18 protein-coding genes are annotated in these 14,488 nt (G+C 59.8%); all 18 read right to left on the reverse strand.

Annotated elements, in window-relative coordinates; translation table 11 throughout:
• On the reverse strand, positions 1–128 hold a 128-nt coding region (locus VJ651_RS19725; protein WP_324107468.1), incomplete at its 3' end, for a uroporphyrinogen decarboxylase family protein.
• A 185-nt stretch (positions 129–313) separates the two neighbouring features.
• The gene (locus VJ651_RS19730) at positions 314–1,051 is read right to left on the reverse strand and encodes an SGNH/GDSL hydrolase family protein (RefSeq protein WP_324109080.1); all 738 of its coding nucleotides are present in this window, start codon (positions 1,049–1,051) and stop codon (positions 314–316) included.
• 21 nt (positions 1,052–1,072) lie between these two features.
• Entirely contained in the window at positions 1,073–1,504 is a 432-nt protein-coding gene (locus tag VJ651_RS19735; RefSeq protein WP_324109081.1) for a CoA-binding protein, read from the reverse strand.
• A 66-nt stretch (positions 1,505–1,570) separates the two neighbouring features.
• Positions 1,571–1,993, reverse strand: a complete 423-nt coding sequence (locus VJ651_RS19740; RefSeq protein ID WP_136419275.1) for a F0F1 ATP synthase subunit epsilon — start codon at positions 1,991–1,993, stop codon at positions 1,571–1,573.
• A gap of 110 nt (positions 1,994–2,103) precedes the next feature.
• Positions 2,104–3,504, reverse strand: a complete 1,401-nt coding sequence (gene atpD / locus VJ651_RS19745) for a F0F1 ATP synthase subunit beta (RefSeq protein ID WP_324109082.1) — start codon at positions 3,502–3,504, stop codon at positions 2,104–2,106.
• A 33-nt stretch (positions 3,505–3,537) separates the two neighbouring features.
• The gene (gene atpG / locus VJ651_RS19750) at positions 3,538–4,407 is read right to left on the reverse strand and encodes a F0F1 ATP synthase subunit gamma (RefSeq protein WP_324109083.1); all 870 of its coding nucleotides are present in this window, start codon (positions 4,405–4,407) and stop codon (positions 3,538–3,540) included.
• 27 nt (positions 4,408–4,434) lie between these two features.
• On the reverse strand, positions 4,435–5,970 hold the full coding sequence (gene atpA / locus VJ651_RS19755) for a F0F1 ATP synthase subunit alpha (protein WP_136419272.1): 1,536 nt from the start codon (positions 5,968–5,970) through the stop codon (positions 4,435–4,437).
• A 60-nt stretch (positions 5,971–6,030) separates the two neighbouring features.
• A complete protein-coding gene (locus VJ651_RS19760) occupies positions 6,031–6,564 on the reverse strand; it encodes a F0F1 ATP synthase subunit delta (protein WP_136419271.1) in 534 nt (177 codons plus the stop codon).
• Between the two features lie 2 nt (positions 6,565–6,566).
• Positions 6,567–7,037 (reverse strand): F0F1 ATP synthase subunit B, encoded by a 471-nt coding sequence (locus VJ651_RS19765; RefSeq protein ID WP_292932722.1) that lies wholly within the window; start codon positions 7,035–7,037, stop codon positions 6,567–6,569.
• 74 nt (positions 7,038–7,111) lie between these two features.
• A complete protein-coding gene (gene atpE / locus VJ651_RS19770) occupies positions 7,112–7,357 on the reverse strand; it encodes a F0F1 ATP synthase subunit C (protein ID WP_088710626.1) in 246 nt (81 codons plus the stop codon).
• An 85-nt stretch (positions 7,358–7,442) separates the two neighbouring features.
• Positions 7,443–8,270, reverse strand: a complete 828-nt coding sequence (gene atpB, locus VJ651_RS19775; protein ID WP_324109084.1) for a F0F1 ATP synthase subunit A — start codon at positions 8,268–8,270, stop codon at positions 7,443–7,445.
• Between the two features lies 1 nt (position 8,271).
• Positions 8,272–8,610: an ATP synthase subunit I gene (locus tag VJ651_RS19780; RefSeq protein WP_136419268.1), complete on the reverse strand. Its 339-nt coding sequence runs from the start codon at positions 8,608–8,610 to the stop codon at positions 8,272–8,274.
• 163 nt (positions 8,611–8,773) lie between these two features.
• Positions 8,774–9,325 (reverse strand): RBBP9/YdeN family alpha/beta hydrolase, encoded by a 552-nt coding sequence (locus tag VJ651_RS19785; RefSeq protein ID WP_324109085.1) that lies wholly within the window; start codon positions 9,323–9,325, stop codon positions 8,774–8,776.
• Between the two features lie 113 nt (positions 9,326–9,438).
• Positions 9,439–10,326 (reverse strand): ParB/RepB/Spo0J family partition protein, encoded by an 888-nt coding sequence (locus VJ651_RS19790; RefSeq protein ID WP_324109086.1) that lies wholly within the window; start codon positions 10,324–10,326, stop codon positions 9,439–9,441.
• 13 nt (positions 10,327–10,339) lie between these two features.
• Positions 10,340–11,110 carry an AAA family ATPase gene (locus tag VJ651_RS19795; protein ID WP_324109087.1) on the reverse strand — a complete coding sequence of 257 codons (771 nt, stop codon included), beginning with the start codon at positions 11,108–11,110 and terminating at the stop codon, positions 10,340–10,342.
• 3 nt (positions 11,111–11,113) lie between these two features.
• Positions 11,114–11,746, reverse strand: coding sequence for a leucine efflux protein LeuE (gene leuE / locus VJ651_RS19800; protein WP_324109088.1), 633 nt, complete (start codon positions 11,744–11,746; stop codon positions 11,114–11,116).
• A complete protein-coding gene (gene rsmG / locus VJ651_RS19805; protein WP_324109089.1) occupies positions 11,743–12,396 on the reverse strand; it encodes a 16S rRNA (guanine(527)-N(7))-methyltransferase RsmG in 654 nt (217 codons plus the stop codon). The genes leuE and rsmG overlap by 4 nt, the downstream gene beginning before the upstream one ends.
• 13 nt (positions 12,397–12,409) lie before the next feature.
• Entirely contained in the window at positions 12,410–14,335 is a 1,926-nt protein-coding gene (gene mnmG / locus VJ651_RS19810) for a tRNA uridine-5-carboxymethylaminomethyl(34) synthesis enzyme MnmG (RefSeq protein WP_324109090.1), read from the reverse strand.
• Positions 14,336–14,488 lie beyond the last annotated feature (153 nt).

The following is a 14,488-nucleotide window of genomic DNA, read 5'->3' on the forward strand; positions in this document are numbered from 1 at the left end:
GTGGCGCAGTATTCGGGCAGGTAGCGTCCGGCCTGGCGCATGAGCCACAGCGGCGTGTAGTCGGTCGGCTGGCGCAGCAGCGCGCGCAGGAAGGTGTCGTTCTTCAGGGGGGCGAATTTGGATGACATGGATTGGCTTTCGTTAAGCGCTCATTATCGCCGATGCGACGCTCCCGATGAACCGGTTGCGGAGGCGACATCCACAAATTTTCCATTTGGCAATGCCTCGGGTTCCGCTGCCGGCCATCGCCGGCAATATCGGCATCGGGAAATGTCGCACTGTCCGGCCTCTGGCCGCCGCAACCTGCTCGCGATCAGGAATTGCAACGAGACACATAGGCGTCGGCCAGCAGCTCGGCCCAAGCCTGGCAGCCCTTCTCGGACGGGTGGTAGCCGTCGGACGCCATCATGCTCCTGTCCCGTGTATCGAGCAGCAGCGGCACATACAGCGCGTGTGGCAAGGCATGGGCGAGTTCGCGTGCCGCACTGTCAAGCGTTTGCGCCTTCAAGCCCATCACCCAACGCAAAGGCTGCGGCAATGCCGGAAAATGGGCCACCGGAGGCACGCCCGAGACAATCACGCACCGCGGCGAGCATCGCGCCTGGACTGCCGTCAGTACATCGCCCAGGTCACGCCGCCACGCCGCCAGCGGACGAAATACCGTGGTGTCGTTCACGCCGAAGGCGACCAGCGCCACATCGACCGCCTCCACCGGAAGCTCCGGAACGAGTTGCTCGAGCGCCTCCCGCGCGGTCAGGCCGTTTTTCCCGCATGCGCGCCATGCGACAGGCCGATGCAGCCGCTGCGCCAAGGCGTCGGCGAGCCGGCCGGTGATTGCCTGCTCGTGGGAATCCACGCCGACTCCGGCGATCGGGGATTCGCCAATGGTTAACAAAGACAGCCGCGCGCCGGAATGCGTGTGCCCTGCGACCCCGGTCGTGGGCCCGGACGCTTCCGGCAGGCGCGGGGTTACCTTGCGTGCATGCCTGCCCTGTGCGAGCAGGAAAGGCAGCAAAGGCAAGGCGACCAGTTCGGGCAGAAAGCGACGCATGGAATATCGACAAGATCGGCGTTAGTGATGCAGGCCGTGTTCGACCTTGATGCATTTGTCCATCACCACCTTCAGTCCGGCCGCCTCGGCTTTGTCGGCGGCAGCCTGGTTGATCACGCCGATCTGCATCCAGACGCATGGCGCCTTGATGGCAATCGCGTCTTCGACGACCGGCAGGATGTGCTCCGACTTGCGGAAACAATCGACGATATCGATCCGCCCCCCCTCCTTCTCGACCGCGGCGGCAGCATCGTGCAAGCTGGAATAGCAATGCTCGCCGAGAATGTGAGTGCCCGCATACGTCGGATTGACCGGGACGATACGATAGCCGTGCGATTGCATGTAATGCGCCACTTCGTAGCTCGGCCGGTCCTCATGCGAAGACAAGCCGACGACCGCGATGGTGTGGCTGTCCCCGAGAAGTGCCGGAATGAAGTCTTCGTTTTGGTCCATGGAAATCCTGCTTCTGAAAATAAAAAAGGCAGCCGAGGCTGCCTTTTCATTCTACTGCCAACATCATTAGCGTTTTTGACGCAGCTTCTGAATTGCCGCCAACTGAGCGACAGCGGCAGCCAGTTCAGCCTGCGCCTTCGCGTAATCGATTTCCGATTCGCGATTCGCCAGTGCTTCCTCCGCCAGTTTCTTCGCTTCGTTTGCCTTCGCCTCGTCCAGGTCGTGACCGCGGATAGCAGTATCGGCCAGCACGGTGACGTTGTTCGGTTGCACTTCGAGGATGCCGCCGGCGACGAAGACGAATTCCTCGTCCGCGCGACCCGGCACCTTGATGCGCACCGCACCCGGACGAATGCGCGTAATCAACGGCGTGTGCATCGGATAGATGCCCAGCTCGCCCGCTTCGCCCGGCAACGCGACGAATTCGGCTTCGCCGGCGAAGATTTCTTCTTCGGCGGAGACGACGTCTACGTGAATAGTGTGTGCCATGTTAGAACCTTTTTTGTTCGTCTGAAGAACAGACCGTTTGCGCGCCCCGCGCACCAGTCAGATACCGTAGCGCTCCGGCATCCGGGCTGGCGCGCATTGCGCGCTCCCGATTACTGGATCTTCTTGGCTTTTTCGATTGCTTCCTCGATCGTGCCGACCATGTAGAACGCTTGTTCCGGCAGGTGATCGAGTTCGCCGCTGGCGATCATCTTGAAGCCCTTGATCGTGTCCTTCAGCGAAACGTACTTGCCCGGCGAGCCGGTAAACACTTCAGCAACGTGGAACGGCTGCGACAGGAAACGTTGCATCTTGCGAGCGCGTGCCACCACCAGCTTGTCTTCCGGTGCCAGTTCGTCCATGCCCAGAATCGCGATAATGTCGCGAAGTTCCTTGTAACGCTGCAGCGTGCCTTGCACTGCACGTGCGGTCTCGTAGTGCTCGGCGCCGACCACGTTCGGGTCGAGCTGACGCGACGTCGAGTCGAGCGGATCAACCGCCGGATAAATACCCAGAGCGGCGATGTCACGCGACAACACGACGGTGGAGTCCAAGTGCGCAAAGGTGGTTGCCGGCGACGGATCGGTCAAGTCGTCGGCTGGCACGTACACGGCCTGGATCGACGTGATCGAACCGGTCTTGGTCGAGGTGATACGCTCTTGCAGACGGCCCATTTCCTCGGCCAGCGTCGGCTGGTAACCCACCGCGGAAGGCATACGGCCCAGCAGTGCGGACACTTCGGTACCGGCCAGCGTATAACGGTAGATGTTGTCGACGAAGAACAGAACGTCACGGCCCTCGTCACGGAAGGATTCCGCAATCGTCAGACCGGTCAGTGCCACGCGCAGACGGTTGCCCGGCGGCTCGTTCATCTGGCCGTACACCATCGCCACCTTCGAATTGGCCAGGTTGTCGAGGTCAACGACCTTCGAATCCGCCATTTCGTGATAGAAGTCGTTACCCTCACGAGTACGCTCACCCACGCCGGCAAACACGGACAGACCCGAGTGCGCCTTCGCGATGTTGTTGATCAGCTCCATCATGTTCACGGTCTTGCCCACACCTGCACCGCCGAACAGACCGACCTTACCACCCTTGGCGAACGGGCAAACCAGGTCGATAACCTTGATGCCGGTTTCCAGCAATTCCTGCGACGGCGACAGTTCGTCGTAGGCAGGAGCCTTGCGGTGGATCGAGGCGATACGCTCGGATGACACCGGACCGCGTTCGTCGATCGGGTTGCCCAGCACGTCCATGATGCGGCCCAGTGTTGCCGGACCAACCGGCACCGAGATCGGCGCGCCGGTGTTCTGGATCACCATGCCACGACGCAGACCGTCGGAAGAGCCCAGCGCAATGGTACGGACAATGCCGTCGCCAAGCTGCTGCTGCACTTCCAGGGTCAGCGCGGAGCCTTCCATTTTCAAGGCATCGTACACCTTGGGCATGGCATTACGCGGGAACTCCACGTCCACCACGGCGCCGATACACTGAACGATTTTGCCTTCAGCCATTTTCGTTCCTTCAATATAAATAAATTCTTCTAGTTAAACCGCAGCCGCACCGGCGACGATCTCGGACAGTTCCTTGGTAATCGCAGCTTGACGGGTCTTGTTGTAAACCAGTTTCAGCTCGCCGATCACATTGCCTGCGTTGTCGGACGCCGCCTTCATCGCGACCATGCGCGCCGATTGCTCGGACGCCATGTTTTCCGCAACGGACTGATAAATCAGTGCCTCGACATAACGCACCAACAGTTCGTCGATCACGCTTTGCGCATCCGGCTCATAGAGGTAATCCCACGAGTGGGAGTTCTTGTCAGCCTCCATGCGCTCCGACGACAACGGCAGCAACTGATCCATCATCGGTTCCTGCTTCATCGTGTTGATGAACTTGGTATAGAACAGGTAAACCGCGTCGAGCCTGCCTTCCTGGTATTCGTCGAGCAGCACCTTGACCGGGCCGATCAGCTTGTCCAGGTGCGGCGTATCGCCGAGCTGGACGGCTTGCGACACGACCTTGGCACCGATGCGGTTCAGGAAACCGAGACCTTTGTTACCGATTGCGACTGCTTCGGTCTTGATGCCTTGACCTTCGAGTTCGCGCACCTTGTTGGTCACCTGACGCAGCACGTTGGTGTTCATGCCGCCGCACAGACCCTTGTCGGTCGTGACGACGATGATGCCCACCTTCTTCGCTGCGTCCTGCTTGACCAGGAACGGATGCGTGTACTCCGGATTGGCTTGCGACAAGTGAGCGGCGATATTACGAATCTTGTCACTGTAGGGACGGGCCGCGCGCATCCGGTCCTGCGCCTTGCGCATTTTGGATGCGGCGACCATTTCCATCGCCTTGGTGATCTTCTTCGTGTTCTCGACGCTCTTGATCTTGCCGCGTATCTCTTTGCCTGCAGCCATGAGTAATTACTCCTTTAGCTCCAGTGATCAGAAGGTTTTCTTGAAGTCGGCGATCGCGGCGGCCAGTGCTGCTTCGCCGTCCTTGTCGAGTGCCTTGCTGTCTTCAATCTTCTGCAGGAGAGCGCCGTGGCTGGTCTTCATGAAGTTGTGCAGGCCCGATTCAAATGCCAGCACCTTCTTCACATCGACGTCGTCCAGGTAGCCCTTGTTCACGGCGAACAGCGACACGGCCATCAGCGAGATCGGCAGCGGCGAATACTGCGGCTGCTTCAGCAATTCGGTCACGCGTGCGCCGCGGTCGAGCTGCTTGCGGGTGGCTTCGTCTAGATCCGATGCGAACTGCGCGAACGCGGCCAGCTCACGGTACTGTGCCAGGTCGGTACGGATACCGCCGGACAGGCCCTTGATGACCTTGGTCTGGGCAGCACCGCCGACGCGCGACACGGAAATACCGGCGTTAATCGCAGGACGGATACCGGCGTTGAACAGCGAGGTTTCCAGGAAGATCTGGCCGTCGGTAATCGAGATCACGTTGGTCGGAACGAATGCGGACACGTCGCCGGCTTGCGTTTCGATGATCGGCAGTGCGGTCAGCGAGCCGGTCTTGCCCTTGACTTCACCATTGGTGAACTTCTCGACGTAGTCGGGGTTCACGCGAGCGGCACGCTCAAGCAGACGGGAGTGCAGGTAGAACACGTCACCCGGATATGCTTCGCGGCCCGGCGGACGGCGCAGCAGCAGCGAAACCTGACGGTATGCGACCGCCTGCTTGGACAGATCGTCATAAATGATCAGTGCGTCTTGACCACGATCACGGAAGTATTCGCCCATCGCGCAACCGGAGTAGGCCGACACGTATTGCATCGCGGCGGACTCGGAAGCGTTGGCGGCAACGACGATGGTGTATTCCATCGCACCGTGCTGTTCCAGCGCGCGCACGATGTTCTTGACGGTCGATGCCTTCTGGCCGATCGCGACGTAGATACACGTCATGTCCTGGCCTTTTTGGTTGATGATGGTATCAACCGCGACAGCAGACTTACCGGTTTGGCGGTCGCCGATGATCAGCTCGCGCTGGCCACGGCCGATCGGCACCATCGAGTCAATTGCCTTCAGGCCGGTTTGCATCGGCTGGGACACGGACTGACGTGCGATAACGCCCGGAGCGATCTTCTCGATCGGGGCGGTCAGCTTGGTGTTGATCGGGCCCTTGCCGTCGATCGGCTGACCCAGTGCGTTGACCACGCGGCCCTTCAATTCCGGACCGATCGGCACTTCCAGGATGCGGCCCGTGCACTTGACGGTATCGCCTTCGGAAATGTGCTCGTACTCGCCCAGAATAACGGCGCCGACGGAGTCGCGCTCGAGGTTCAGTGCGAGGCCATAAGTGTTGCCCGGGAATTCCAGCATCTCGCCTTGCATGGCGTCGGAAAGACCATGGATGCGGCAGATACCGTCGGTCACGGAAATCACCGTGCCTTGATTGCGAATCTCAGCGGTTTCGCCAAGGCCTTGAATCCGGCTCTTGATCAGTTCGCTGATTTCAGACGGGTTGAGTTGCATGTTAACTCCTAAAATTTTGTATCTCTTACGCTAGCGCTTGGGCCATCAATGAGCCGGCAATCACGACGCGAGGGCTGTATACATCTTCTGCAGCTTGGCGCGTACGGAGGTGTCGAGCACTTCGTCGCCCACTGTCACGCGCACGCCACCGATCAGCGAATTGTCCACGGTCACCGACGGCTTGAGCTTGCGGCCGAATTTCTTTTCCAGGGTCGCTACCAGGTCCTTCACTTGGGCGTCGGTCAACTCGAACGCGCTCGTGATTTCCGCATCGGCGGCGCCTTCCGCGGCGTTTTTCAACGCGTGGAATTGCGTACCGATTTCCGGCAACAACGTCAGGCGGCCATTTTCGACCAGCATGCCGATGAAGTTTTTCGCTTCGGGACTGACATTGGACTTCAACAGCGACAGGAACGTTTCGACAACCTGCTGATCCGAATGCTTCGGATTGCCGGCAAATGCCTTCACGTCGGGATGACTGGCAACGACCGCCATTTCCGACACGAGGTCGGACCAGGCGGCGAGATTGCCGGACTTGGCTACACGGAACAGTGCTTCTGCGTAAGGACGAGCAATCGTTGCGAGTTCGGCCATGATTACAGCTCGTTCTTCAGTTGGTTCAGCAGATCGGCATGCGCCGCTGCATTCACCTCACGCTTCAGAATCTGCTCGGCACCCTTGACCGCGAGACTCGCGACCTGGGCACGCAGTTCGTCACGTGCACGAGTTACTTGCTGGTCTGCATCGGCTTTGGCGGCGGCAACAATGCGCGCAGCTTCTTCGGATGCAGCTTTCTTGGCTTCTTCGATAATCGCCTGGGCACGCTTTTCGGCATCGCCGATGCGCTTCTGACCTTCGTCGCGGGCGGTAGCGAGTTCAGCCTGCGCGCGCTTTTCTGCGGCAGCCATTTCTGCTTTGCCCCGGTCGGCGGCAGCCAGACCATTCGCGATCTTCTCGGCGCGTTCGTCGAGCGCCTTCATCAGCGGCGGCCACACGAATTTCATCGTGAACCACGCGAGGACAAAGAAGACCACGAACTGCGCAAACAAGGTTGCATTTAAGTTCACGGTATTTTCCTTCTCAGAATAACGAGAGCCGAACCTGTTACCGGTCCGGCTGCTGGAAATCAGCTATAGGCTAATTACTTCGCGATGAACGGATTTGCGAATGCGAACAGCATGGCGATACCGACACCGATCAGGAACGCCGCGTCGATCAGACCAGCCAGCAGGAACATCTTGGTTTGCAGGGTGTTCATCAATTCAGGCTGACGTGCCGATGCTTCCAGGTATTTGCCACCCATGATTGCGATACCGATACATGCGCCGATAGCACCCAGGCCGATGATCAAGCCGCAAGCCAAAGCAACAAAAGAGATGTCAGTCATGAGAATTCCTTCAATAAGTTAAGGTTAAAAACAAAATACAAAATACAAAAACAAACTTCTTTGCGTACAACTATCTTTCGATTCTTTAGTGAGCCTCGTGCGCCTGGCCGATGTACACCAGGGTCAGCATCATGAAAATGAAGGCTTGCAGGAACACGATCAGGATGTGGAAGATGGCCCATGCGGAGCCGGCAATCACCTGTCCGATGAAGCCGAAGGCAGTGGCCATCGAGCCCAGCAAGGCGATCAGCAGGAACAGCAGTTCGCCTGCGTACATGTTGCCGAAAAGTCGCATGCCGAGCGAAATGGTACGGGCGAGGTATTCGATCAGGTTCAGCAGCACGTTGAACGGCGCCATGTAAATGCCGAACGGCGCAGCGAGCCACTCGTGCAGCCAGCCGCCGACGCCCTTGATCTTGAGGTTGTAATAGATCACCACGGCCAGGACGCCGAGCGCCATGCCGAGCGTGCCGTTCAGGTCGGCGGTCGGCACCACGCGGTGATGAATATCAATGCCGACCAGGCGGAAGATGCTTGAAAATAGATCCACCGGCAGGAAGTCGAGCGAATTCATCAGGGCGACCCAGACGAATACGGTCAGTGCCAGCGGCGCGATGAAAGTGCGGTCACCATGGACGATGGACTTGGACTGGTCTTCCACCATTTCGACGACCATTTCGACGAAAGCCTGGAAGCGTCCCGGTACGCCGGAGGTGGCACGGCGCGCAGCCATCCACATCAGCAGACAGCCAAACACGCCGGCCGCAAGCGACCAGAAGATGGTGTCCATGTTGATGATCGAAAAATCGACAATCTTTTCCTGGTGATGGGTGGAGAGGTGTCCGAGGTGATGGACGATGTATTCGGACGCAGTGGGTGCGTGTTCTGCTACTTCGCTCGCTGGAGATGACATGTCAGTGCCTAAATAATAAGATGATGTAACTTTTCAGCGCCACGATGAAAGCGGCGATCAGCGCCAGCCAGTTCAAATCGCGGTACAGCCAGACCACCGCGCCCAATAGCGCGATCGTCAATGCAATCTTGATAAATTCGCCGATGAAAAACGTCATCGGATTGACAGCACCCGGCTTGCGCGCGTTAATGAACAAACGCAAGGCAAACAAACCGTTTGGCACCACACAGCACAAGCCACCAAGGAGCGCAGATATCAGCGCGTGTCTTCCGCCAAGCACACCGGCAATCAGTCCGGTGATGACCGTAGTCGACAATTGCAGCAGGACAATGCGTAGCATATCGGTCCGAAGTCATGCAATCCGTCGAGCCTCGAAGGACTCGGCTACGGGCCGCGGTGTTCCAAGGTGGTGCGTTTTGTGAAACCACGGGATTATAAGTGTTTTCCACAGTCACCGTCAAACCTTTGCTGGCGCGCACGCCCGCGAAAACACTACGGTAAAACTACGATTGCCAAGACTGCAGCTCCTTCAGCCAAGCCCTGCCTTCGGCCCATGTTCCAAGTCCGCTGTCGGCATTGATATGCCCGCGCGGACCAATATCGTGAAAGCGGGCGCCCCAGTCGGCCGCCCAGCTTTGCGCTTTTGATAACGCGCACCACGGATCGTTCGAGGATGCGGCGACGATCGTCGGGAACGGCAAAGCCGTGCGCGGCATCGGCGCAAAGCCGGTGACGAAGCCGGGAAAATCGGCGCGTTCGACATCCGGCGGCGCAACAAGCAAGGCGCCCTTCACTTTGGACGCATGCGGCTGGTCCCGACATTCGACCGACCACCAGGCGGTCAGTGCGCATCCGAGGCTGTGCGCAATCAGCAACACAGGGCGGACGCTCGAGCGGATTGCAGCGTCCAGCGCCACAAGCCACTCTTCTCGCTTCGGCGCATTCCAGTCCCGCTGCTGCACGCGTCGTGCATTGGGAAGCATTGTTTCCCATTGTGTTTGCCAATGCCCGGCGTCGGAGTTGTACAGGCCGGGCAGGATGAGCAGAGTGTGCATGGTTAGGTGATGAGCTTGAGAGTAGCTTAGTGAACGGCCGGCAGCCTGCCAATTACCAGCCAAGTAATTGTTTTCGTACAACGCAGGAATACGCCGGCGCGCCGGCGCCGGTGTCAGGCGCGCAGTTTCGCGATCAGGTCGTCGAGTGCATCGAGATTGGCAAAATCGATGATGAGCTGCCCCTTGTTCTTTGCACCGACCTTGATCAGGACCTGCGTGGCCAGCGCGTCCGACAACTCTTCTTCCAGGCGTGCAATGTCGCGCGACTTTTCCTTCCCGGAGCGCGGCTTGTTCGCGGCGGCTTGTTCGGTCGTGGTTTTGGCCACGAGCTTTTCCGCTTCGCGCACCGACATGCGTTTCGCAACGATCTGGTTGGCGAGTGTGATCTGCGTTGCAGCGTCGACCGAGAGCAAGGCCCGGGCGTGGCCCATGTCGATGTCGCCGGCCATGAGCATGGTTTGCACCGGCTTGGCGAGATTGAGCAGGCGCAGCAGGTTGGACACCGCGCTGCGCGAGCGGCCGACCGCGCCGGCCGCCTGTTCGTGGGTGAAGTCGAAATCGGTGATCAGGCGATGGATACCCTGCGCTTCTTCCAGAGGGTTGAGGTCTTCGCGCTGAATGTTTTCGATCAGCGCCATCGCCGCCGCAGCCTGGTCGTCGACGTCCTTGACCAGCACCGGCACTTCGTTCAGACCGGCGATCTGTGCCGCGCGAAAACGCCGCTCGCCGGCGATGATCTCGTATCTGTCGCTGCCGTTATGCGCGATCGGGCGCACCAGGATGGGCTGCATCAAGCCCTGCGCCTTGATCGACGCAGCAAGCTCGTTCAATGCCCCCTCGTCCATGCGCGTGCGCGGCTGGTACTTGCCGGCTTGCAGTTGCGCAACATTCAAGGTCGAGGGCGCGCCCGCGACGTTGGGCACCGCTTCGGTGATGTCGGACGAGCCGCCAAGCAATGCGTCGAGACCGCGACCTAGCCCTTTGGATTTTTTCGTGACCATGTTCTGTGAGCGCTTACAGTGATTTGATGCGTTGGACCATTTCGGCGCCGAAGGCGATATAGGCCTGCGCGCCTTTCGAGGCGGGATCGAAGGACACGCCGGGCATGCCGTAGGATGGCGCTTCGGCCAGGCGGACATTGCGCGGGATGATGGTCTTGAACACCTTGTCGCCGAAGTGCTGTTCGAGCTGCGCGGAGACCTGCTGCGACAGCGTCATGCGCGGGTCGAACATGACACGCAGCAGGCCGATGATCTTCAGGTCGGTATTGAGCTTGGCATGCACCTTCTTGATCGTGTTGACGAGGTCGGACAGGCCTTCCAGTGCATAGTATTCGCATTGCATGGGGATGACCACGCCGTGCGCGGCGCACAGGCCGTTCAGGGTCAGCATCGACAAGGCCGGCGGGCAGTCGATCAGCACGAAATCGTAGTCGGCATCGACCAGGGCGATGGCATCCTTGAGGCGCTTCTCGCGATTGTCGAGTTCGACCATTTCGACTTCTGCGCCGGCCAGTTCGCGATTCGCGGGCAGCACATCGAACTTGCCCGTCTCGGAATGTTTGCGCGCGGTCTGAATGTCGGACAGGCCGAGCAGCACTTCGTAGACGGAAGCGGTCAGTTCGGACTTGTTGATGCCGGCACCCATGGTGGCGTTGCCTTGCGGGTCGAGGTCGACCAGCAGCACGCGCTGATCGAGCTGTGCCAGACCGGCGGCGAGATTGACAGCGGTGGTGGTTTTGCCGACGCCGCCTTTCTGGTTGGCGACGCAGAAGATTTTGGCCATAGCTTAATTAGTAGTGAGTTTGATGCCGAAGCCGATCAGGAACATGCCCGCTGCTCTCGACGCGAATGCGGCGACGCGTCGATTGCGCGCGAGACGCTTGGCGGCGGCATTGCCGACGAGAACCAGCATGCTGCCATAGAACAGAGTGCAACTGGAAATTACCGCGCCCATCGCCGCGAAGGTCGTGCTGCCCTGATGGGTAGCCGGATCAATGAAAAGCGGGAAGAAGGCCATGTAAAAGACGATGGCCTTCGGATTGATGATGGTGACGAGAAAGCCGCGACGGAAATCGGCGCTATTCGAGAACGGCACGACTGCCCCGCCCTGCTCTTTCTTCGCGGTCAACAGCTTGATGCCCAGGTAGGCAAGATAGGCCGCGCCGAGATATTGCAAACCCTTGAACAGCAGCGGGTTCGCCTGAAGCAAGGCAGCAACGCCAATGGCGGCGAGAAACATCAATACGGCGTCGCCCAGCATCAAGCCGAACAGGGAAGCGAAACCGCCGCGCAAGCCGCGCTGACCGGTGCACGTAAGCACGCAAAAGGTGCCCGGGCCGGGCAGCATCAGGAACACCATGGTGGCGGCGATGAGTTGCCAGACGTCGGTGATGCCGAGAGTGTGGAACAGCGGGTTCATGCTTGTTCTCCTGCTTCGATGAAAATCAGATGGCGTTCCGCGTTCAGGCCGGGGACTTGCAGCGCTTGCACCTGGGCAACATGCCAGCCTGCCGGCAGGCGTGCCATTTCTTCCTCGGGCAGCACGCCCTTCATCGCGATGAAGCGGCCGCCCGCCTTCAGCAAGTGACCGGACCAATTGACGAAGTCGGCCAGTTCGGCAAACGCACGCGAAGTGATGACGTCGAATTTTTCCGGCGCCTGCAGTTGCTCGACGCGCATGGTATGCACCGCGATGTTGGCGAGGCCGAGTTCCGCCTTCACCTGAGTGAGGAAGGCCGTCTTCTTGTGCACGGTGTCGATCATCGATACGCGCATGTCCGGTCGCGCAATCGCCAGGACGATGCCCGGCAAGCCGCCGCCGGCGCCGACGTCCAGGACATTTCTTGCACCGGTGAAAGCGGGGACCGCAGCCAGAGAATCGAGCAGATGCTGGGTCACCATCTGCGCCGGATCGCGCACGGCGGTCAGGTTGTACACCGCGTTCCATTTGGACAGCAGTGCAAGATAATCCATCAACTGCCCGATCTGCGCATCGCTCAAGTCGAGCGAAAGCACCCGCGCGCCTTCGGTGAGCGTGCGCGTCAATTCGTCGCGGTGGAATGCGGCCATCGTGCGGTGATCCTCAGGCCGCCACTGGGGCGTTGGCAAATTCCTTGAATCCGCCTTTTTTCAGGTGCACCAGCAGCAGCGAGATGGCGGCTGGCGTCACCCCGGAAATACGCGATGCCTGGCCGAGCGTTTCCGGGCGGTGCTTGTTCAGCTTTTGTCGCACCTCGACCGACAGGCCGCGCACTTCCATGTAGTCAATCTCGGTGGGCAGCTTCAGACTCTCGTAATAGTCATGACGCTCGACTTCGCGCGCCTGGCGGTCGATATAGCCGGCGTACTTGACCTGGATTTCGACTTGTTCCTTGACCGCCTCGTCCGCAACGCCGGGGCCGGCCAGGTCCTGCCCCTCCACGCCCTTCAGGCTCATCAGGCTTTCATAGCTTACATTGGGCCGACGGAGCAGATCAGTAAGCGCGTACTCGCGTTCTATCGCTTTGCCGAGCACGCGTTCGGCTTCAGCGTCAGGAAGCAGGCGGGGATTGACCCAGGTGGATTTCAGGCGCTCCAGCTCGCGCGCAACCGCTTCGCGCTTGGCCTCGAAGGCCGTCCATTGTGCGTCGGACACGCAGCCGAGCTGGCGACCGATTTCGGTCAGGCGCATGTCGGCATTGTCTTCGCGCAGGCTCAGGCGGTATTCGGCACGGCTGGTGAACATGCGGTACGGTTCCTGCACGCCCTTGGTGATCAGGTCATCGACCAGCACGCCGAGGTAGGCTTCGTCGCGGCGCGGTGTCCAGGCTTCGCGGCCTTGGGTCAGCAGCGCGGCGTTGAGGCCGGCCAGCATGCCTTGTGCGGCGGCTTCCTCATAGCCGGTAGTGCCGTTGATCTGCCCGGCGAAGAACAGCCCCTGGACCGCCTTGGTTTCGAGCGAGGCTTTCAGGCCGCGCGGATCGAAGTAGTCGTATTCGATGGCGTAGCCGGGGCGCAAGATGTGCGCATTTTCCAGGCCGCGCATCGAGTGCACCAGATCCAGTTGCACATCGAACGGCAGGCTGGTGGAAATGCCGTTCGGATAGAACTCGTTCGTCGTCAGGCCTTCTGGCTCGAGAAAAATCTGATGCGAAGACTTGTCCGCGAAACGATGGATCTTGTCCTCGATCGATGGGCAGTAACGCGGACCGACACCTTCGATCACGCCTGTGTACATCGGGCTGCGATCGAGGCCGGCGCGAATGATGTCATGGGTGCGTTCGTTGGTGTGCGTGATCCAGCATGGGAGTTGCTGCGGATGCATGTCGACCGAGCCCATGACCGAAAAGACGGGGATCGGGTCGAGGTCGCCCGGCTGTTCTTCCATGACCGAAAAATCGATGGTGCGTCCATCGATGCGTGGCGGCGTGCCGGTCTTCAGACGCCCTTGCGGCAGCTTTAATTCCTTCAGGCGCGCAGACAGGGAGATCGCGGGCGGGTCGCCGGCGCGCCCGGCGGCATAGTTGTTCAGGCCGACGTGGATTTTTCCATCGAGGAAGGTTCCGGCGGTGAGGACGACCGAGCGGCTCCGAAAGCGGATTCCGACCTGGGTAACGGCGCCGACGACACGATCGCCCTCGACCATCAGGTCGTCGACAGCCTGCTGGAATAGCCAGAGGTTTTCCTGGTTTTCCAGGCGGGCACGAATCGCTTTCTTGTACAAGATACGATCGGCCTGGGCGCGTGTCGCGCGTACCGCCGGACCTTTGGAGGAATTCAGGATGCGAAACTGGATGCCGGCCTCGTCGGTCGCAATCGCCATGGCGCCGCCCATGGCGTCAACTTCCTTGACCAGGTGGCCTTTACCGATTCCGCCGATGGAAGGATTGCAGGACATCTGACCGAGGGTTTCGATATTGTGGGTCAGCAACAAGGTTTTCTGCCCCATGCGGGCAGATGCGAGCGCGGCCTCGGTACCGGCGTGGCCGCCGCCGACGACAATGACATCGAAGTCTGTAGGAAAGAGCATAGTGCGCCTCGGTGAGACGAGTAAGACGGAGGCCGGCGTTACACGTCCTGAGAGGAAGTGAAATGAACGCCGGAGGCGAGATTATAAGGTGTTTTCTGTCTGACTCGCTCGTGTCGGCGAGGATTCGCCTGATTTTGTTTCACGTGAAACAAA

The organism is Noviherbaspirillum sp. (genome assembly GCF_035254865.1).
GTDB lineage: Bacteria > Pseudomonadota > Gammaproteobacteria > Burkholderiales > Burkholderiaceae_D > Noviherbaspirillum.